The sequence below is a fragment of the Vibrio sp. 10N genome (genome assembly GCF_036245475.1).
In the GTDB taxonomy this organism is placed as follows: Bacteria; Pseudomonadota; Gammaproteobacteria; order Enterobacterales; family Vibrionaceae; genus Vibrio.
The window spans coordinates 1,834,381-1,853,642 of sequence record NZ_BTPM01000001.1; the positions used below are offsets into that span (position 1 = coordinate 1,834,381).

At 44.0% G+C, this 19,262-nt stretch carries 18 protein-coding genes and 2 pseudogenes; 6 read left to right on the forward strand and 14 right to left on the reverse strand.

All coding sequences use genetic code 11. The features are described 5' to 3' along the window. Positions 1-68 precede the first annotated feature (68 nt). Complete coding sequence (locus tag AAA946_RS08435; protein WP_338164457.1) at positions 69-1,655, forward strand: bifunctional aspartate transaminase/aspartate 4-decarboxylase; 1,587 nt, start codon at positions 69-71, stop codon at positions 1,653-1,655. A gap of 90 nt (positions 1,656-1,745) precedes the next feature. Further along, positions 1,746-2,603, forward strand: coding sequence for a pyridoxal kinase PdxY (gene pdxY, locus AAA946_RS08440; protein ID WP_338164458.1), 858 nt, complete (start codon positions 1,746-1,748; stop codon positions 2,601-2,603). A gap of 223 nt (positions 2,604-2,826) precedes the next feature. Here pdxY and AAA946_RS08445 read toward each other — a convergent pair whose 3' ends face one another. The 12 genes and pseudogenes from AAA946_RS08445 to AAA946_RS08495 form a co-directional block, all read right to left on the reverse strand. Further along, a complete protein-coding gene (locus AAA946_RS08445) occupies positions 2,827-3,315 on the reverse strand; it encodes a GNAT family N-acetyltransferase (protein ID WP_338164459.1) in 489 nt (162 codons plus the stop codon). Positions 3,316-3,347: 32 nt separating this feature from the next. Continuing rightward, the gene (locus AAA946_RS08450; RefSeq protein ID WP_338164460.1) at positions 3,348-3,695 is read right to left on the reverse strand and encodes an SH3 domain-containing protein; all 348 of its coding nucleotides are present in this window, start codon (positions 3,693-3,695) and stop codon (positions 3,348-3,350) included. A 38-nt stretch (positions 3,696-3,733) separates the two neighbouring features. After that, complete coding sequence (locus tag AAA946_RS08455) at positions 3,734-4,177, reverse strand: YtoQ family protein (protein WP_338164461.1); 444 nt, start codon at positions 4,175-4,177, stop codon at positions 3,734-3,736. Positions 4,178-4,234: 57 nt separating this feature from the next. Next, positions 4,235-4,456: a VF530 family protein gene (locus AAA946_RS08460; RefSeq protein WP_042472852.1), complete on the reverse strand. Its 222-nt coding sequence runs from the start codon at positions 4,454-4,456 to the stop codon at positions 4,235-4,237. Positions 4,457-4,532: 76 nt separating this feature from the next. Further along, positions 4,533-4,643, reverse strand: a pseudogene (locus AAA946_RS24140) (YnfA family protein); the annotation flags it as partial. Next, positions 4,631-4,720, reverse strand: a pseudogene (locus tag AAA946_RS08465) (DUF2805 domain-containing protein); the annotation flags it as partial. The pseudogenes AAA946_RS08465 and AAA946_RS24140, both read right to left, overlap by 13 nt. A 79-nt stretch (positions 4,721-4,799) precedes the next feature. Beyond that, complete coding sequence (locus AAA946_RS08470) at positions 4,800-5,432, reverse strand: HD domain-containing protein (protein WP_338164462.1); 633 nt, start codon at positions 5,430-5,432, stop codon at positions 4,800-4,802. Positions 5,433-6,031: 599 nt separating this feature from the next. After that, positions 6,032-8,047 carry a carboxylesterase family protein gene (locus AAA946_RS08475; protein WP_338164463.1) on the reverse strand — a complete coding sequence of 672 codons (2,016 nt, stop codon included), beginning with the start codon at positions 8,045-8,047 and terminating at the stop codon, positions 6,032-6,034. 194 nt (positions 8,048-8,241) lie between these two features. Then, positions 8,242-9,906 carry a cation:proton antiporter domain-containing protein gene (locus AAA946_RS08480; protein ID WP_338164464.1) on the reverse strand — a complete coding sequence of 555 codons (1,665 nt, stop codon included), beginning with the start codon at positions 9,904-9,906 and terminating at the stop codon, positions 8,242-8,244. Between the two features lie 3 nt (positions 9,907-9,909). Continuing rightward, positions 9,910-11,124 carry a BamA/TamA family outer membrane protein gene (locus AAA946_RS08485; protein WP_338164465.1) on the reverse strand — a complete coding sequence of 405 codons (1,215 nt, stop codon included), beginning with the start codon at positions 11,122-11,124 and terminating at the stop codon, positions 9,910-9,912. Between the two features lie 103 nt (positions 11,125-11,227). Beyond that, entirely contained in the window at positions 11,228-12,400 is a 1,173-nt protein-coding gene (locus AAA946_RS08490; protein WP_338164466.1) for a patatin-like phospholipase family protein, read from the reverse strand. 37 nt (positions 12,401-12,437) lie between these two features. Further along, complete coding sequence (locus tag AAA946_RS08495; protein WP_338164467.1) at positions 12,438-14,018, reverse strand: hypothetical protein; 1,581 nt, start codon at positions 14,016-14,018, stop codon at positions 12,438-12,440. 332 nt (positions 14,019-14,350) lie between these two features. On the opposite strand from AAA946_RS08495, the gene AAA946_RS08500 reads away from it, so the two are divergent. From AAA946_RS08500 to AAA946_RS08515, 4 genes are all read left to right on the forward strand, one after another. Beyond that, a complete protein-coding gene (locus tag AAA946_RS08500) occupies positions 14,351-15,280 on the forward strand; it encodes a LysR family transcriptional regulator (protein WP_338164468.1) in 930 nt (309 codons plus the stop codon). A gap of 124 nt (positions 15,281-15,404) precedes the next feature. After that, positions 15,405-15,839 (forward strand): hypothetical protein, encoded by a 435-nt coding sequence (locus tag AAA946_RS08505; protein ID WP_338164469.1) that lies wholly within the window; start codon positions 15,405-15,407, stop codon positions 15,837-15,839. A 47-nt stretch (positions 15,840-15,886) separates the two neighbouring features. Further along, positions 15,887-16,174 carry a hypothetical protein gene (locus AAA946_RS08510; RefSeq protein WP_338164470.1) on the forward strand — a complete coding sequence of 96 codons (288 nt, stop codon included), beginning with the start codon at positions 15,887-15,889 and terminating at the stop codon, positions 16,172-16,174. A 46-nt stretch (positions 16,175-16,220) separates the two neighbouring features. Beyond that, positions 16,221-17,675, forward strand: coding sequence for a phospholipase D-like domain-containing protein (locus AAA946_RS08515; protein WP_338164471.1), 1,455 nt, complete (start codon positions 16,221-16,223; stop codon positions 17,673-17,675). Between the two features lie 39 nt (positions 17,676-17,714). Here the strand turns inward: AAA946_RS08515 and AAA946_RS08520 are convergent, their stop codons facing one another. Beyond that, a complete protein-coding gene (locus tag AAA946_RS08520; protein WP_338164472.1) occupies positions 17,715-18,266 on the reverse strand; it encodes a hypothetical protein in 552 nt (183 codons plus the stop codon). 167 nt (positions 18,267-18,433) lie between these two features. After that, on the reverse strand, positions 18,434-19,027 hold the full coding sequence (locus AAA946_RS08525; RefSeq protein ID WP_338164473.1) for a GNAT family N-acetyltransferase: 594 nt from the start codon (positions 19,025-19,027) through the stop codon (positions 18,434-18,436). Positions 19,028-19,262: the final 235 nt, after the last annotated feature.

The window sequence follows — 19,262 nt, forward strand, 5'->3', positions numbered from 1 at the left end:
TCAACCCAATTTCAGCCAAACGAACTTGTTCGTTTGCTAACGAATCGAAAAATTTAAGGTAATTTATTATGTCTAACATCGACTTCTCACAATTCGAAAACCTAAGCCCATTTGAACTTAAAGACAAACTTATCGAAGTGGCAAAAACGACTCCAGACCGCATGCTTATGGACGCTGGCCGTGGTAACCCTAACTTCCTAGCAACGCTACCTCGTCACGCTTTCCTTCGCTTAGGTGACTTCGCAATGCAAGAAGCTGAGCGCAACTACGCTTACCTAGATGCTGGCTTTGGCGGCATCCCAGATGGTAAAGGCATCGTTGAGCGTTTTGATACGTTCGTAGGTAAAGCGGGTGACTCTGAAGGCGTTCGTTTCCTAGAAAAAGCACTGAGCTACGCGAAAGACCGTCTAGGTATCGACAAGCAAGAGTTCCTAAATGAGCTAGTACTCGCATTCCTTGGTTGTAACTACCCTGTTCCTCCTCGCATGCTTGTGAACATCGAAAAAGTGGTTAAGCAATACATCGCAGAAGAGATGTATGGCCCTATGCCAACTACGACTAACTTTGACCTATTCGCAACTGAAGGCGGCACTGCGTCAATGACCTACACCTTCCAAACCATGTTCCACAATGGTCTGCTGAAGAAAGGTGACAAGGTTGCACTGACTACGCCTATCTTTACTCCGTACCTAGAAATCCCAGAGCTTTCTGAGTACGAACTGGAAATCGTAGAAATCCGTCTAGACGAGAAAACATGGCAGCTTCCTCAATCTGAGATTGAAAAGCTAGCTGACGAGCAAATCAAACTGCTTTGTGTGGTAAACCCAGCTAACCCAGCGTCTGTGAAGTTCTCTGACGACACGCTAAACCGCCTAACTTCATTTGTTGAAGAGCAGCGTAAAGACCTATTCATCATTACTGATGACGTGTACGGCACATTCGCAGATAACTTTGTATCGCTATTTGCAAAACTGCCATACAACACACTTTGTGTGTACTCATTTTCAAAATACTTCGGTGCAACAGGCTGGCGTCTAGGCACTATCGCAATTCAAGACAACAACGTGTTTGATGATGCGATGCGTGCACTACCAGAAGCACAGCAGCTTCAGCTTGATGACCGTTACAAAACACTGACTCCAACGCCGCGTGACATTAAATTTATCGACCGCATCGTTGCAGACAGCCGTGCCGTAGCACTAAACCACACCGCGGGTCTATCGCTACCACAACAAGTTCAAATGGCAATGTTCTCTCTAAACTGCCTAATGGACCTAGAAGACAAGTACAAAGACGCATGTAAACGCATCATCCGCGAGCGCTTCAACACGCTTTACGAAAACATGGGCATTACTGTCGAAGAAGACAAAGACCGAGTGGATTACTACACCCTACTTGAGCTAGACACCCTAGGTGGCAAGCTTTACGGCGACGAGTTCGTTGAGTGGTTCAAAGCAAGTAACAAGGGTAAAGACTTCTTGTTCCGCCTGGCTCACGAAACCGGTGTTATCTTGCTTCCTGGTAAAGGCTTCGATGTGGTACACGCATCAGTACGTGTGTCACTCGCTAACCTAACTCACCACGAGTATGAGTTGATTGGCCGCGAAACTCGCCGCGTACTTGATGAGTACTTCCAAGAGTTCATGGCTCAATAAACAGCCTTAAGCCTCGCTCTGCGAGGCTTAATTTTTCCCTTTACATGAAAAGCACTCAGTTGGCTTTTCGATTAAAAGAAGAAGTACGCTATGAAAGGTATTATTTCTATTCAATCACACGTTGTTTATGGACGTGCTGGAAACAGCTCTGCTGTATTCCCACTACAAAGACTTGGCTTTGAAGTATGGCCAATTCACACCGTTCAGTTCTCAAACCATACACAATACCAACAGGGTTGGACTGGATACGCATTTCACCCGAGTATCATTGGGGAGCTAACGCTTGGCCTAAATAAGATTGGTGCTCTTAAAGACTGTGAAGCGATTTTATCAGGTTACATGGGCAGTGCAGCACAAGCACACGAAGTACTTAAGCTGGTAAACAAAGTAAAAAAAGAAAACCCAAATGCACTCTACGTGTGTGATCCAGTAATGGGAGATTCTGAGAAGGGCTGCATCCTAGATCCTGAAATAACGGATGAGTTGATTACTCACCTTATGCCTGCAGCAGATGTGATTATTCCTAATCAATTTGAGCTCACTCAGTTTACCGGGATCGAGATAACTTCTCTTGAAGACGCGGTGAAAGCATGCAAAAAAGCACTGACAATGGGACCAAAGGTTGTATTGGTAAAACACTTGCACGGTATATCAAACAACATTTTCACCATGATGCTAGCGACTGAGGGCCATTGCTATATGGTTCAGCGCCCTTTCCTCGACTTCGAACGCGAGCCCGTAGGCGTTGGCGACTTGATTTCTGCGCTGTTTACAGCAGGTCTTCTAAGCGAACTTTCACCTGTTAAAGCATTCGAACATGCAAACAATGCTTGTTATGGCGTTCTACGCGAGACCCACAGGCGTGACGAGTGGGAGCTCCAAACTGTCGCGGCCCAACAAAGCCTTGTCGATCCGAAAGATCGTTTCTGTGCAACTCAACTAGCGTAAAGACAAACTCATGAAAAAAGCAATTATCGCCGTGGCTACTACGTACTAAACTGAATCGGTTCTTGTAGGATTGGATCCTTCAAACGCGATTGTGGAGATTCAGCTCAAAAAGATATTATCTCTCCGTCAAGGCGTAATGCTCCTTGGTACTGTAATTGATCTCAAAAGGATTAACATGGCGTATGGGGCAACCCTGCTTTGGGAAGGGATTCCCAATTTTTTTCTACTCTCCCACTAGCCCTTTATACATCACGAAACTATCAACATAACCTAGGCGGCTGTGATTATAGGCTCTAGGAATCGTCCCTACGATATCAAAGCCAAGACTTTGCCAAAGCGCCACTGCGGTAGTATTTGTCGATACCACACTGTTAAACTGCATCGCTTCAAACCCCAGTTCTATAGCAATCTGTTGCGAGTACTCGCACATTAAACATGCAATCCCCTTCCCTCTGGCTCTCTCAGATACCATGTATCCGCAATTGCAAATATGGCGGCTTGGTCCTGTAGCATTTGCTTTTATGTAAAACGAGCCTAGTATCTCTCTGTCTTTTACATAAACGAATGTTTTGAGTGGTAGATTGCACCAAACATCAAACGACTGTTCTAATGACATATTTGGTTCAAAAGCATAAGTCTCCTGACCCTCGATGTTTTTTGAAAACGTAGGCCAAAATGCGTCAAAATCGTCTCGAGTCATTTCACGAAACATTGGGTATACCTCAAGTCAGTGGAATCAGATAATCAAACTCGCGCAAGGTGGTTTAAAGGCGACCAACCCATAACACCTTTGTCGCTTGATTTTTCACACCAAATCCAACCATTAAGCTCAAACTCAGCAACCAATATCTCACCTACCGACAATGAGTGCTCTACAGCGCGGTAGTCACTTTGAACTATTGCTGCGTCACTCTTTATCGTTAGTATCTGCTTAGGCACCCATCCTTTCTTACCGCAACCGCGACAAAGAACCCAGTTTGGCCAATCGCCTTGCGGATCAGATTCTTCAACGACTGTGAGTTGCTCACCTTGTGTAACGATGATCGGATGTTCGGGTATATCGGTGTAATCCTTTACTACTTTGTACTGCATATACAGACTTGCTCTTGCTATAGAGATGTTTAACGGAATTAAGAAATAACGTAGGCCAACAAATCAACAACTTGTTCCGGTGTCGTCGCCCATGCTTGTGCAGCGCCATCGACCTCTTTCAGCGCATGCACTAAATTTTCATCATGTAGAGTGATGTAAGGCTTGCCCAGTGCTGCGCAGTACCCAGCATCAAAAGCCGCATTCCACTGCTTATATTTGTCGCCAAAACGAATGATCGCGATATCACATGCTTTGATAGCCGTTTGAATTCTAATGGCGTTTACTTTTGCAGATTTGTGGTCGCGCCAAAACTGTTGAGACTCAGCGCCTAAACCATCGCCCGCAGAATCACTTGATTCATGATCCGTATTAGCAGACGTAAAACTGATATTAAGATCCTTGGCTTTACAGCCCTCGATGATTTGCTCTCGCCAATCGGTATGTATTTCACCTGATAGATATACTTTCAACACGCACTCCATTAACACATTGATTTTAAGACAGTCTACTCGTACCGCCTTGGCTGAGCAATGATTGAATTATCGACAGAAGGTATCGATATAGAGAGCCTCTACCTTGTCTCTCGCCCACTGAGTGCGGCGCAAGAATTTAAGAGAAGATTTGATAGAGGGGTTGTTGTAAAAGCAATTAATCTGAATTTCCGCGTCTAAGCCTTCCCAACCATAGTGCTCTTGAAGGCGTACTAGGATTTTTTCTAATGTCAGGCCGTGTAGTGGATTGTTTGGTTGCTCTTGACTCATGTCTTATACCTAAAGTTTGTTCAACGCGCGCAGTGTATCAGATTAAGCATCCATCGACCTCAGGTTAATTGATCCGTCAGGCGCCTCTGGGTGCAAACATAATTATAGCCATGCTGAGCAACGCAACTAAGGTACCGACAATATCCCATGTAGTTGGCTTGATTCCAGCAACTAGCCAAACTGTGATCGAATGGCTTCAAAAGGCGTTCTGTCCTCCCAAGCCATCTCAATAATTCTTGACTCCATCTCTTGTGTTACTTCCATCACTCAACTCCACACGAAATACAAACAATGTATTGCGCTAGGCTAAGCTCGTTAGTTCAGTAGACCTAATCCATAGTCTCTAACCAGAGATCTCACTCCCTAACTGATTTAGAAAATTTCGCATGAATTTCACTCTCTGTTCTGCCTCTAGTTTTGCTGAAGCAGTCTGCATCATACCAGGAAGACGAAACAGCTTAGTGTGGTAGTGATCGATTGAATAGCGCTTGTCATCAGGGTCCCTTACAGCACAAAAAGGGTCATCTTCATTGTACAAACTCACTCCCATTTGAGTGCTGACCTGCAAACAACGAGCGACGCCTATCGCGCCAAGGGCATCAAGCCTGTCTGCATCTTGTACTATTTTCGCTTCTAAGGTTTGCGGTGGAATATTGGCACTAAAGCTGTGTGCACAAATAGCATGATGAATCGCTTTGAAGTGCTTTGACAGGTAGTCAATTGTTTTCAAAAAGCTTAAGGCTTTCTCCGCAGCTTTAGTTGAACTGAGCTCACGTTGAGGATGGTTCTTCGGGAAGGAAAAACAATCATGCAAGTACGCCGCTGGTAGAACGACATCTATATTTCCACCTTCGAGTGTACAAAGTTTCTTTGCGAGACTAACTACGCGCATGACATGACAAAGGTCATGAGCTAAATCTTGTGTCATTTCAGATTGTATGAACGCCTTAAACTGTGGCTCGTAAGTCTCTAACACCTGTACTCCCTCTAGACCTTAACACATAATTTCAGTTGGTTACGATAGCACATCGAAAACAAAACGGGTGTCAACGGTTACAGCAATTGTGAGCCGAAAATCGACATAACTAGCGTTACAGTGAAGACCAAAACGTAACTGTGATATTTTGTTCGAGTATTTGGTTTTGCCACGATAATTGTAAATACAGTAAACGAAGCAAGCTCGACGATAAGCTGTGGTCCAGCCAACAAGTATCCATACACTGTTACCAAAGATAGTCCTTCGTCTCCTCTACAGGTATACCCTGTTAGTGAACATACCGAGAATACGAAGCCCAGAAAAACTATGTGATTGATAATTCCTAAACTAAGAAAGAAGCGCGTAATTTTACTTGCGTCAAACATGCACCACCTCCCCCGGTTGAAAACCTTCAAACTCAATTCGCTAGACTCCCTACAGTTAAGCTAAACCAAGTAGTAATTGCCACCAAACAGAAAAGCCCAATGACTTGATACCAGTATCCATAAAAGGACTTACATCAATAATTGGGCTCAGTGGCAATTCGTATTATAGCCAGCACGGTTTAGTTTTAGTTCCTTGCTGGCTTCTAGTATTGGTTATTTTAAGTAGAAGCCGATTAGCTCACTGCTTTCCATACCCGCTAGTCTGCCATCTTTAAGAAGCTCATCCTTGCCAACTTTCGTCATTCGGTCCCAATCATACGTCGGACCATCTGTTTCACTGCCATCGATAACCCAAACGCTATCTGAACCTTTCTGGTACTGTTCTTTTTCGAACAACTCATCGCTAAACCAAACACGAGACATCTTACTCATCATTGCTTCATCTTGACTAGACACACTAAACGTTGTTCCATCAGAGCGCACGGCTTTGTTAAAAACGAAAGGAAGCTCTGAGCCAAAACATGGCGTTCCGAAGCTGCAGCTCAGCGATTTCACTACTTGAATGAGATCAGTTTCTTTCTCACTAAATAAGTTACCTTTTGGTACTGAGTTAAAGCTACCACGATAGTTAAACTCATACATAGTCGCTTGAATTTGAGAATCATAAGCTGACGCGACTTGAGCTCGAATAGGGCCCGCAAACATCATATCGCTGGTCATTTGGTTAAACTGCTTCATGTTATCAAACGCACCGCTAAGCTCTTTTTCCGAGTTAGCCGCATAATCCTCAAAGCCAAGTAAGGTGCCTGTTTGATCAGTATTACCTAGACCATAGAACAGTGTATTTACAGCTTCGTAAGCGGTCTCTGGTAGAAGGTTGATGATGTCACCCAACTCTAACTGGATGTTTACATCATTGCCGTCAATGCTCGCTAGCTCAGCTCGCAGCAACTCAACATTGTCTTCTTCTGTCAACCAAGTAGCGATGACTTCGGGTGATTGTGGCCCATTTTCTTCAGTCAAAAGATCTGGGTCATTGTTCATGATCAAATCCACTACCATAGGAATCAAGAAGGTAATGTCCGCCAGAGAACCAAACGCGCGCTCATCCGCAGCGTTATAACCTGCAACTGTTGGTACTGTAAGTTCAGTATCAAAAGGTTGAGATTTTAGGTGATAACCTTTGTCTGACCCAATCAGTTTTTTTCGATACTCAATGTAAGGCGCAAATGGCATCAACGTCGCTATTGGTGTCGCGTTTGAGCTGATTGGGTTTATTGTTGCAGCGCTAGTGACTACCCAATCCACAATCTTAGACGTTGCCCTAGACATTGATTGTTGCTTGTCCATAATTTCTTTCAGCGACATGTTCTCCATCTCAGAAACAGACGCGAAGGATTCAGCATTGCTGCTGCTTTTGTATTCAAAGCCATATGGATTACTTTGCATGATTGCGCGCTGGAAATACTCGCCAGCAATAAACTCATCGCTGTTGTCTTGCTGCAGGATACCTATCGACATAGCGCCTGCGCCCTGTCCCATAACTGTTACGTCACCTGCATCACCACCAAACTTATCAATATTGTTGTTAACCCACTCTAACGCGCGTTTTTGGTCACCAATACCAAAGTTTCCGCCTTTGCTGTCATCTTTGTAAGTCGAGCCAAGTAAACCCAGACGGTAGTTAAATGTGACTGCGATAAAAGGCTGTCCGTCTAGTTGTCCTTGAGCGACAACATTGTCACCGTGAACATGAGGATCTGAACCAGAGCCGTTTTCAAAGTTACCACCATGAATGAATACATATACAGGTACTCGTTGGTCAGCCTCTAGATTACTCGGACGCCAAATATTAAGATTTAGGCAGTCCTCTGATTGGCGAATTTCGGTTAACGCCGTTTGCGGACATACCGCACCAAACTCTGTAGCATAACCGTCTTCTAGAGCAACCGTATCACTGTGATTAAAGCGAGTCGCTTCTGCATAAGGGATACCCTTAAAGCTTTCAATTCGAACCTTTTGTTGTGTGCCCGCAGTATCGCGTACAACAACAGACTCGCTAGTGGCGACCAAAGTGACATCGCCAATTTCAGTTTCAACTGGGTAGCTTACACCGGGTTCTACAGGCTTAGGCTCACTCGGTTTAGTTGTAGAGTTGTTGCTGCCGCCACAAGCAGCAAGCGCTAAAGGAATTGCTAGAGATAGAACAGTACGAACAGACTTACGCATAATTGACCTTACTTAATATCATTCTGAAAATCATTCGACTGAGGGACTGTTTGTTCCTTCCCTCAGTTAAGTGCGGTCATTTTATAAGCAGGTGGAATTTGTCGTTAATCGCGTTTGAAGGACGCCATCATCACCAGTATAGATGATGGCGTGACGTGTAATTTGAGCCCTATTTTGCACTTCTTAATTGGAGGTCAAAGGATTAGCTCTGTACGCAACTCGTTCGCAATCTCCGTCACCCTGTGCTCCTCTACGCCAAAATCATTCAACAGTTCACGTCCTTTGCTGAGGGTGCTTTCTATGTAGACGGAACTTGCATGATTGACTCCAAGATCTTTCAAAAACACCTCATCTAACCTGGAGTTTGTCCTTGCATAGACTTCCATGTTTTTGTACCTGCACAAAACTTTAGCTATCTTTCTTAACCTAGATGACTCGGTAACTGAAATAAACGACCCTTTTGCAGAAGGCAGTCCGGCAAGCTGCCGTGTCTTCCTTGATAAAATATCACCGAAGTGCGCATTGAGATTCAGTGACTTAGCACGGCTAACACGGTCGTAGTCCAAATCATAACCCACATAGCTGATACCCGCTTTTTCAGCCATCATACAAACGAGTCTGCCCACCTCATCTAAACCGACGACAACAAGTTCACAATTCGGCGAACCATCTTCATGTTTTAGTTCTTGCTTGGTAATGAGCGCGTCACAGACTCTCTTTCCAAACTCGTACAACCAAGGTGTCGCTATCATACTTAAACTAATAACAACAAACCCGATTGAGACCGTTTGTGGAGACAGAAGCTCAAACGCTTGCGCGACGCCAAACAATACAAACGCAAACTCACCAACTTGAGCAAGGGCGAAAGCGGTTTTGGTTGCTACTAATTTGCCTTTGCGATCCAAGAGTGCGAGTCCAAAGAACACTGAGAACTTAATTAGGATGGTTGCGACCAGCAGTCCCAAGATCAGAATGGGGTGTCCGGCGATGATATTTGGGTCAATCGACATGCCTACCGCCAAGAAGAACAGAGACATTAAAATGCCCTTTATCGGCGCAACAACCTCCTCCAGTATGTGTTTAAACTCCGAATCAGAGAGCAGCATACCCAGTAAAAAGACGCCTAAGGTTTCAGATAGCCCCGCTTGTTGTGAACACAAAACTGTCAGGAGGATGGCACTTGCTAGCATGAGTACAAAAGCTTCTTTACTTCGCAGTTTTGCACTCCATACGAGTAACTTGGGCAACACAAATCTTGCCAACAACACTATCAAGGTTATGACGCCTACAAACACTAAGCTTTTTTCGAGAAGCCCCACCTGAGCTTCGACTTTACTGTGGGCAAGAATGGGAATTACCCCCATAACCAGCACAATACTCATATCTTGCCCCATTAAGTTGGCAAAGACATTCTTCCCATGCGAAGTGCCCAATTCCCGTTTGTCGGCAAGCATACTCACCACTACCGCGGTCGATGACTGAGCGAGGATCAAACCTAGTACCAGACCTACTTCCCAAGGTACGTCAAAAAGTACCGCAACAATGGTAAAGCATGCACCCGTGAGCGCGACTTGGCCCATACCCTGAAGCAACAGCGTTTTACGCATACTCCAGAGCTGTTTTGGGCGCATCTCAAGCCCCAAGGTAAACAGGAATAGCACAACACCAAAATCGGCAATGGATTGCAGTGTTTCGACATTATTCGACGCAACAAGCCCCGGTGTGTTCGGCCCTAAAATCACACCAGCAATGATAAAACCTACTACAGAACCAATGTTGAGCCTTACAGAAAGTGCTACGCAGCAACCAATAATCAAAAATGCCAACGCGGCTGTCATTAAGAAGCTATTCATATCCATGGTTCAGAACCCCGTGCCAACTTGAAAGTAAGCCGTGCCTTGATCTTCACTAAATGCCACATCGACGCCCACATGGATACCGTAACGCCTCGCGATCTGATAGCGAAAACCGACACCATAAGCATCGACCGTATCTTCAAACAGTTCATTATGTTCTTCTGCTGTTGAGCCAACGCCATAAAAGGCGTTGATGGTCCAACGATGGTTCAAATGCCACATCGCCTGAGCTTGTAATGTACTTACTTCGTCACCTTGATATTTATAAGCAGCTACACCACGCATATTGATATAAGGCTTTGCCAAAGGTGGTAGGTAACTTTCATCAGTGTTTAGCGAGCTGTATGAACCGGCAAATGCCAAGGTTAAATGCTTATTTACTGGCACGTATTGATAGGCATCGACCTCAAATGTCGCGTAATCAAAATCGCTGCCTAAAGCAGAATCGTAGACAAGATATTCTGCAACCACGGACGAGCCCTTAGTTGGGAAAAACAGATTGTTTCTTGTGTCGTACTCGGCTACTAACCCCAGAGCAGATAGTGAGCTATCAAAATTTGCTCCAAGATTGGACATCTCTAGGTTACGATCATTAATATCCAGCGAGAGAGAATCGACGGTAGTACTGAAACTCGAATAGGTTTGCGACACCCCCAAAAACAAGTCACTGTTTGGAACTCGAAACGATACTCGCTGCTTCATCAAAAAGCCTTCACTTTCGGTTCCCATACCTAGGGTGCCAGAATAAGGGTCAATAAAGCCGGGTAAACCATCTCCCTGAAATCTTTTGTAGACATCGATGTTGGCATGGCCATAACCTGCTCCACCGATATAACGAATACTGTCTTCATTCCAGGTATGTCGGTGACCAATGAGTGCGATCCAAGTACCATTGTCAGTATACGCACCACCAGCTACGGTAATCGCTGGAGCCAGTAGTTGTGCACCCCCATCGAGTGATGTCAATGCATGTTGCTTGCGTTTTTCGCGCTCTTCGTCAGACTCGTGAAGGAACATACCAAGCATACCGCCTCCCACACCAATTGCCGGTTCGGTAATCACAATTGGAACAGGCAAAAAACCATAGGCATTGTTCGCCAGGTAATCGCCCATATCCAGATATCCATCTTGCGGATCAATCATCGCACTACTGAAAGGACTAGCAAAAATGGAAAATGCAAATAGTGCTGCTGTCGAAAAAGGTGTATTGATTTTAATCATGGGAAAATCGCCAAATAAAAAAGACCCGATTAATACCGCTCAAACTGTTCCCGTTTGGTATTAATCGAGCCAAAGGTGGAGTGTTGTTATTGTTTTGTGTTCGTTAAGGTGCTTCAGTCACCCACAAGGTTTCACCTTGCGCTTTGCGATAGCCATAGTTGTAAAGATTGTTCATGTATTCAGCATCGAACATCTTCTTACCTTTTTTATGAGCTTTAAACGATGTATCCACATAGGTAAACGCGATGTCATAATCATTGCGCTCACTCATATAGAGCATGCGATACATGTCTCCACGCGTTTGTTGAAGCGTCAAGTTGCTAATACTGCGCGACAACAGATCCATGCCTTTGTCTTTTACTTGCTTGTAACCTGGCTCAAGCGTACCGTTTCGAATTACGTGAACTTGAGGGGGTTGTTCTAAGCCCATAGCCTCACTCAACTGGCCGTAGTCAAAGTTTGATGGATCAAAGAACATTTGGAACGTTAGACCACCATCAACATGCAACTCCTCGAGCGTTTCGCCTTCGTACTCCACGTTAATGAACTGTGGAGGAAACACTCCTGGTATCGAAGCACTAGCGGCCAAGATTTGGTGAATTAACTCCGCTTTGTTCGGTAAATCACTTGCAGCAATTTCACCTAAGTTCCAAGTAATCTGCTTGCCTGAGTCGAAATGAGTCGTGCCAATGAATAGGCGCTTACCCAAGCGATGCTGCTCGGCAATCTTTGCAATCATGTCATCGCCGTAGGTCGTTTCCATCAGCTCGAACAAGCTTTTGCCGTTAGTAAAGGCATCTTTAAAAATCGTATTCAGAAAGTTCTTTTTGCCCAAAACTTCTCGATCATCAAGGCTTAGCATTACGTCACGAAGTTTATGAATATCTTCACCGCCAGTGAAAACAAACGGCGCAATAAGCGCACCAGCACTAACGCCGGTGACAATCGAATAATCTGGAAGCTTACCCGCATCATAAAGGCCATTAATTACACCAGCACCAAACGCTCCATTAGCACCACCGCCTGATAGCGCGAGAATATTCATTCGCTCTCCGCTCACGGTAATTGATGATGGGTGGTATTTGCTCTCTAATAAAAACTCTGGACCTTCGTTACCCCAAAATCGGTACGGTTCTTCACCTTTAAATTGCTCTGAGTGTTGGAGGTTAACCTCGGTGTAATTCTCTTTTGTTACTCGGTCTTCTAAAGCATGCTGTGAAGAGCAGGCGCTCAAAACCAGTGCTAGAAGCACAATCGAATATTTTTTAGTTGTCATTGCGATATCTCTTAAATAAACGTTGGTCTAAGCTCGATTAGAAACGGTAACCGAGGTTAACTGTGAATGAGTCACGGGTCTCACCTTTGTTGTAAAGGAAAGTCATGTTGTAGTGTTTACCGATCTGCTTGTTGAAGCCGACCATGTAGGCCCATTTGTTTAGGTTTACACCTACGTCATATTCAATGCTTGTATCCACACCTAATGCAGGCCCTAAATCACCGGTCATGCTTGGCTTTAATGCTTGATATTCTGCACCAACAAAGAACTGTGCACGCCAGTCTGCAAATTGATAACCTAGCATTGGCTGAGCAGTCACAATGCCATCACCCCAATCGGCGGTAGAACCTTTTAGACGAGTCTTTGAATATGTTGCTGTAACTGACGCGAATAATTGCTTGTACCCCATAGACAACGTTGTACCAACACCAATCAAGTCATACTGAAGTTTTACCGGTACGCTAAAGTTGATTGGATCAAATCCAATTGGACCAATGTTAATCGGTTGTGTTTGCGCATCTACAATCGCATCTACATCAATTTGACCGACATAACCGAAAACATTCCAGAACGGTAAGATATTCACATCACCCCGGACGGTATATGATTCAGCAGTAACGTGAGCAATCGTGTTCTCTGGATCAACAATGCCTTCTAGTTGCAAACCACCAATGTTGAAATCAGTGAAGTTGAAATCCATATCCTGACGTCGATATGACGCAGAAATACCAAACGGAAGCGGCACATCAATACCTTGACGACGAACCATGTCAGCCATCAGTGGAAACGTTCTGTCCAGCTTTACGTACTCTTCACGCATTCGCGGATCTGACACTTCTGAAAGCAGAGGCTGGTCTTGAACGACTGCACCTAGGTCTTCATCGTAATAAACAACCGGTGTTAGTTCGATCTCTAGGCTGAGGTCTTTCTTCTTTTTCTTACCTTCAGCAGTAATGATTTTTTTGTTTACCACTACTCGACCATTTGGAAGATTGTCGAAAAATGTCATCTGCTTGTAGGTTTCAATCGCATTGTCACCCTGATTAAAAGGCGAATTGTTAGTGACAATTAACGATACAGGCTGACCATCAGAAAGTAGTAGTTTGCCTCGCATGAAACGAAAGTACGCAATATCTTGAGGCAAAGTATATTTTGAGTAATTAAACTCGATCTCAAGATCGCCATTATCTAATTCAGTAACAACGACAGAGTTTTTGTCATACATCTCCGCGTACTGACGTAACTTATACTCAGCCTTAGTGATGTTCTCAATATTCTCGATAAGATCCGTATTCTCATCAACCTTAGAAGGGTCATATTTAATACGCAGGTCGATGTTGCCTTTCGTATCTGTTGTCTGTACCAAATACACTTCATTATCAACACGAACACCGTCTAATATTTCGGTTTTACGTGCATGCTCAACAACATGGTCACCTTGAAGCATTGAGCTAATAGCCAGTTTTGGTAGATATTTTGGTACACCGTAATGTTCTAGAATATCGACTTCGCTATTGTTTATTGTTGAAGTTTGCTCTTCGGCAAAGGCATTCGTTGTAATAGCAAGCGGCAGTAGTAACATCGTAGTAGCGCGAGAAAGTGTTTTAAGCTTTAGCATTGTGAATAACCTAGTTCGGCGGGTCCAAGTCTATAAACCGTCGCCAGTATTCAGATTGCGTGTGTAACTCCTTGTTTTCACGGGAACGGTTGAGCGGCGTAATACCAGAGGCACAAAAAGATAACTAAACTGCGTGCTAAATTTTCTGGGCTTGCTGTCTCAACGAGGAGAATTATTAACTAGATTTAAAAATCCGATTAATCGCGTTTGAAGGACCCAATCCTCACACCTATACTGAAACAAACTATTACAATGTTATCGGTAGTTTACACATCTCTTCTCTTGATTGAGATGCTAGGCTTCACCGGCACAACAACTAGATTGAGATGTATATGAACTTCAGCATTGAACAACTACAGAGTTTCGTTGCGGTGTACGAACAAGGATCGTTCAGCAAAGCAGCTCAAGCGCTCGACAAGCACAGAACGACAATTGGACAAGTAATCCGTAACTTAGAGGATGAGTTGGCGGTTGAACTCTTCGAGCGAGTGGGAAGAACCGCGCAGCCAACAGAAGATGCAACCCTTCTTTATCGGTACGCAAAGCAGGTCATAGAGCAAGCCCGTTCTTTCGATATGCTCGCTCTAAGTTTGTCCTACGGGGAACTGGAATCGATAACAATTGCTTACAATAGCTTCCTTCCGCCGCGTGCTATCAGTCACGTTCGCAGAAAGTTACTCGAGTTGCATCCAAATATGAAGGTCAACTTTATCATTCGCAACCGGGTTGACATATTGGAGGGAATAAAGGAAGACACGATACAATTTGGAATCATTAACGTAGACAACCGCTCTCTCATGAGCAGCATCGACTCTACACTGGTCAATAACATCACCTTTAGCGTTTTCGTGTCAAAAGACCATGAAGTCCTTAACTTACCCGAAGAACAACGCTGGTCGTCGCTAAAATCTCAGAAGCAAATCGTCATCAAAAGTATGATTGAAGACAACATGGAAAATAAAACTATATCTTCATCAGACTATGAAGTGGTCGATCAATTATCATTAGCGTTGGAGTTGATTCGCGACAATGTTGGTTGGGGCTTACTCCCTAGATTAGTAACTTATACCGACTTTAATACTGACAATCTTGTAGAAGTTGAACTCTCAGTAATGAAAGAAAAGTTTCGAGTTCCAATGGCAGTTTGTTCACCACATTCAAAACACCTTCGAACTCTGCATTCGGAGATCGTTAGTACTCTAGTGTCATATGTAGAGAAGACCAACAAAGAAGCTCTCGAAAAATATGGGAAGTCTAGTTAGACGTTTGCAAAACAATATGGAACCCTCATTAGAGGGTTCCATCCTTCAAACGCGATTAAACGTTTCAATTCCCTACCGTTAATATCCTCTCTAACGAAACAACACACCCCTTCGAGAGGACAACATGAAAAAACTACTAATCCCTGCAATGATCGCTGCCGTTTCTGCAACTGCATTTGCTCAGCCACACCAATCTCACGAAACTAACCTGGACATTATTAACCAAGAAATGAGTCACCTAGAGCAAGTAGACGGCACTGTAGATATGTATGTCGTTACTGATGAAACACCAAATTTTGAATATGTGACATACACAGGCACCCTAGCACAAGATTTCAAAGAAGTTTATATCACCCGTGAAGAAGCAAAAGAAATGGGCCTTGAGCAAACTAAAAAGTTTCACGTTTACAGCGCAATGAACCCTAACCAGCTATCAAAAAACATCGCGAAACACATTGAGCGCGATGCACCAAAATACTTCTCTGTTGATTTTTACCAGAATATGGTTGGTAACTCAGACATGGTTGAGTATGTAGCAAAAGTTATCGAGTACAAATAATCAATATATAGCTATAGCCCCGCTAAGGCGGGGTTATCCGACCCAAAATGAATACTCAACTTTATACAAAACTCTTAGTTATTTTGGCGATTGGATTTCCTTTGTCTGTCCATGCCGGTAGCGATGCCGCGTGGCGTATCCACGCGCCTTTAGAAGATTGGTATATCAAAGACAAGCTTAGGTACTGTACATATCAAAAAGGTAACACCCGATTCTACATCGTTCAACGCAAAGCTGAGCCTTGTGAGAAAGAAGCCGTTGGTGATATCGAGCCACCTAAGCAGGTCAAGAAACCATCTCTGAAGGTTCCTAGAAAGTGGGCCGACATCCAATAATTCATCGAACGTTGAATGGATTCAACCTTAATATAGGTATTGAACCATGCCACTTTTCAAATCGAAACTCGCGTTTATTACCCTCACGTTACTCACCCTAGCGGGCTGTGCGGCACCCCAGCCAGAGGTATCAGAGCAGTTCCAAAATGATTGGGAATTTAAGACCGTCAAAGGCCAAGTCGCGTTGGTTGAAAGTGCGCCAGAAGCTATCGCTAGACGCATAGAACTGGTCCGTAACGCGAAAACCAGTATCGACATCGAATATTTCTCTTGGAATAAAGACACCACGGGTCTTCTATTTCTAAACGAACTCGTATTAGCTGCCGATCGTGGCGTAAAAGTTAGAATCATTCTAGACGATTTGCTCGTTTTCAATGAAAAGTGGCTGGCATCTGCCGCAACGCACGAAAACTTGGATATTCAGATCTTTAATCCGTTCAATTCGCGAAAAGCGGGCTGGTTGACGCGCGCCTTCGATTTTCAAAAACATCAAAAAGACCTCGACCATCGCTTGCACGAAAAATACATGAACATTGATGGTGAAACACTGGTGCTTGGTGGACGAAATATTGGTGACGATTACTTCAGTTATAAGCCTAAAAACAACTTTTTCGACCTAGACATACTGGTTCAAGGCGAGGTTACTGAGGATTTCGAAAGAAACTTCGAAGAACATTGGAACGCTTACTACACTTCAGATATTGAGTTTCTTATCGAGTTTAAAGATAAAAAACCATTACAGTCGTTTCATCGCACCTTTGAAAAGGTAACTAAGAGTAAGCAGAACGTAATCGCAGATATTGAAAGTAGAGTCAGAGCATTACAAGAGCCAAGCTATATTGCAGCCAAGCTAACACCGGTTTTCGACTCAGCGGAAAAGCTCCATGACTCGATGCCCTACTTTCGTCACCGTATTGAGCATTTCGTATACCGCTACCCAAGCGCTAAAAAGGAGCTGCTGATTTCGACACCTTACATGCTGCTAAATGAAGACGGTTTTAAAGTTGTCACTGACTTTGCAAACCACGGCGCAGACATAACGCTAGTGACTAACTCGATGGCATCAAATGATTCAGGTTTTGTGCCAGCTTACTATGAAAAACACAGAGATGAGCTTCTTGATAAAGGCGTGAGCATCTACGAATACGATACTCACGCGATACACTTGAAGAATGTGAATACCCGTAAGGGGCACTACCATAACAAGGCATTTATTCTAGATGGTAAGTTGAGCTATATCGGTTCATCTAACTTTGACCCACGCTCAGACTTCTTGAACTTAGAGTTTGGCGTCATGATAGAAAGTGAAGAGTTTGCCCGGCAGTTAGAGCACTACCTCCTTGGAGACAAGAGCTTGTATTGGAAAGTGGAGAGAAGTAACCGAGGAAAATTGAAGTGGACTCGTGGGAATCAACTGAAAAACAAAGAACCTAATTATGGTGGTTCAAGCAAAGTGTTTGACAAGCTTTACCGAGTCATCAATATCGAAAATGAACTGTAGCATACGCGCTAGACTATCCTAGCGCGCCCTTCAATGGCATCAGTTTAGGTATCTGAGGGCGTTGTTATACGCCTCAATCTCAATTGGCGATTCTCGATAACCAAATATCTTCAACTGTAAAAAGTATTCGCGGGTGATATCTTCTAGGCCAAGCTCCTCTGATTGACGCACATGGATTAATTCATGGGACAGTAGCAGCTTATCACCCTTTGCCGCATGCTTAATGTAAATACCATAGCCATACGTCATCCCAACTAAGTATGGCGAATCTAGCCCTAATCGCTCCATTTGAAACTTAAGAGATTCATTTTGGGGCATGGGCAGTTCATCAACATACAATACCCTAACCTTCTCGGGATGCTTTATACCCACACGCAGAGCAATGTCCATATACTGAGGCAATAATGGGACACCATTTTCTAGTGCACGCCGTTCGTTATTCTTAACAAACTCCAGTGCCAACGGCATATAAGGCTCAATTTGATCCGTAATATATTGCGGTGGGTTTTGATGCAGCTCGTGATTGTCTTTACAACCGACTAAGCCACTCAAAAGTAATGGGATAAAGAGTACCGTTGTATACTTAAGCAATGAAAACCCACCTTAAAAGATTGATAAAAAGCCATATTTAAGTCAAACAACGCTACCACACCTGTTTGAATAGCCCGAAAAGGTTGGTCTGTTTCTATACTCTCTCTCGCAATTTTGGCATAAAAAAACGCGCTAGCTTAACTAGCGCGTTTTTCATCAATATTCGTTTAACCTTGAACTGGGCGTAACATAAACCAGTAAGGGAAGTTTTCACTCTTAGAAAGGACTTCAAAACCACGTCGTTCAAACGTCTTCACGACCTTTTCACTTGAGGCAACGACGTAAGTTGGCTTGCCCGCCGCATCGGCTTGATCAGTGACCGTTTTAATCAGTGCACTTGCTAAACCTTTACCGCCTGCTTTCGGAGATACACCCAAGCCCCATAGCCAGTAGCAATCTTGCATTGGTGGTACAGCAAGCATTTGTTCGCACACTTCTTTAGCAATCTCGATTCGATTAGAGCCCATCATGCGAGTAACGATAGATAACACTTCCATTTTCTGCATCACATCGGGTTGATGAGTGCCTGGCGGACGCATGATAACGCAGCCATCTCTTTCAGGTGTTGTGTAAACTTCACCACCAGCAAGTCCCCATTCACCCACTGCCCAACGCCAGTAACAATCATGGGCAAAGTCTGCCACTTCATCTTGACGCAACGCGGCTTGCATCGCTTCATTATCTGCGTACGCATCCAAGAACATGGCACACAGCTCGGACACTGCTGAGTAGTCGGCTTTAATAATTTGTAATTCAGACATGCTACTTCCTCTTGGCTAATATGGGTTAGCAAGTACAACTTTCCGCTTGCTAGACTTGAATTGTCACCCGTTTAGGTTACTTACGTGCAAAACACTTTGTCAATCATCCAACGAAGCATTTGACCACTCGCTAACCAAATCACAACACTCTTTCAATATTAGCCGACGCTCTACCTTTTGTTACTAAATGTATCACAAAGGAATTATGGAGAATCATTTGCAACAACAAGCAGCA

Excerpts from the sequence above, each read along its gene's own strand:
- AAA946_RS08490 (WP_338164466.1), bottom strand. The coding sequence starts at position 12,400 with ATGACAACTAAAAAATATTCGATTGTGCTTCTAGCACTGGTTTTGAGC.
- pdxY (WP_338164458.1), top strand. The coding sequence starts at position 1,746 with ATGAAAGGTATTATTTCTATTCAATCACACGTTGTTTATGGACGTGCT.
- AAA946_RS08515 (WP_338164471.1), top strand. The coding sequence starts at position 16,221 with ATGCCACTTTTCAAATCGAAACTCGCGTTTATTACCCTCACGTTACTC.
- AAA946_RS08485 (WP_338164465.1), bottom strand. The coding sequence starts at position 11,124 with ATGATTAAAATCAATACACCTTTTTCGACAGCAGCACTATTTGCATTT.
- AAA946_RS08475 (WP_338164463.1), bottom strand. The coding sequence starts at position 8,047 with ATGCGTAAGTCTGTTCGTACTGTTCTATCTCTAGCAATTCCTTTAGCG.
- AAA946_RS08450 (WP_338164460.1), bottom strand. The coding sequence starts at position 3,695 with ATGCAGTACAAAGTAGTAAAGGATTACACCGATATACCCGAACATCCG.
- AAA946_RS08500 (WP_338164468.1), top strand. The coding sequence starts at position 14,351 with ATGAACTTCAGCATTGAACAACTACAGAGTTTCGTTGCGGTGTACGAA.
- AAA946_RS08455 (WP_338164461.1), bottom strand. The coding sequence starts at position 4,177 with ATGGAGTGCGTGTTGAAAGTATATCTATCAGGTGAAATACATACCGAT.
- AAA946_RS08525 (WP_338164473.1), bottom strand. The coding sequence starts at position 19,027 with ATGTCTGAATTACAAATTATTAAAGCCGACTACTCAGCAGTGTCCGAG.
- AAA946_RS08510 (WP_338164470.1), top strand. The coding sequence starts at position 15,887 with ATGAATACTCAACTTTATACAAAACTCTTAGTTATTTTGGCGATTGGA.
- AAA946_RS08505 (WP_338164469.1), top strand. The coding sequence starts at position 15,405 with ATGAAAAAACTACTAATCCCTGCAATGATCGCTGCCGTTTCTGCAACT.
- AAA946_RS08435 (WP_338164457.1), top strand. The coding sequence starts at position 69 with ATGTCTAACATCGACTTCTCACAATTCGAAAACCTAAGCCCATTTGAA.
- AAA946_RS08495 (WP_338164467.1), bottom strand. The coding sequence starts at position 14,018 with ATGCTAAAGCTTAAAACACTTTCTCGCGCTACTACGATGTTACTACTG.
- AAA946_RS08460 (WP_042472852.1), bottom strand. The coding sequence starts at position 4,456 with ATGAGTCAAGAGCAACCAAACAATCCACTACACGGCCTGACATTAGAA.
- AAA946_RS08445 (WP_338164459.1), bottom strand. The coding sequence starts at position 3,315 with ATGTTTCGTGAAATGACTCGAGACGATTTTGACGCATTTTGGCCTACG.
- AAA946_RS08480 (WP_338164464.1), bottom strand. The coding sequence starts at position 9,906 with ATGGATATGAATAGCTTCTTAATGACAGCCGCGTTGGCATTTTTGATT.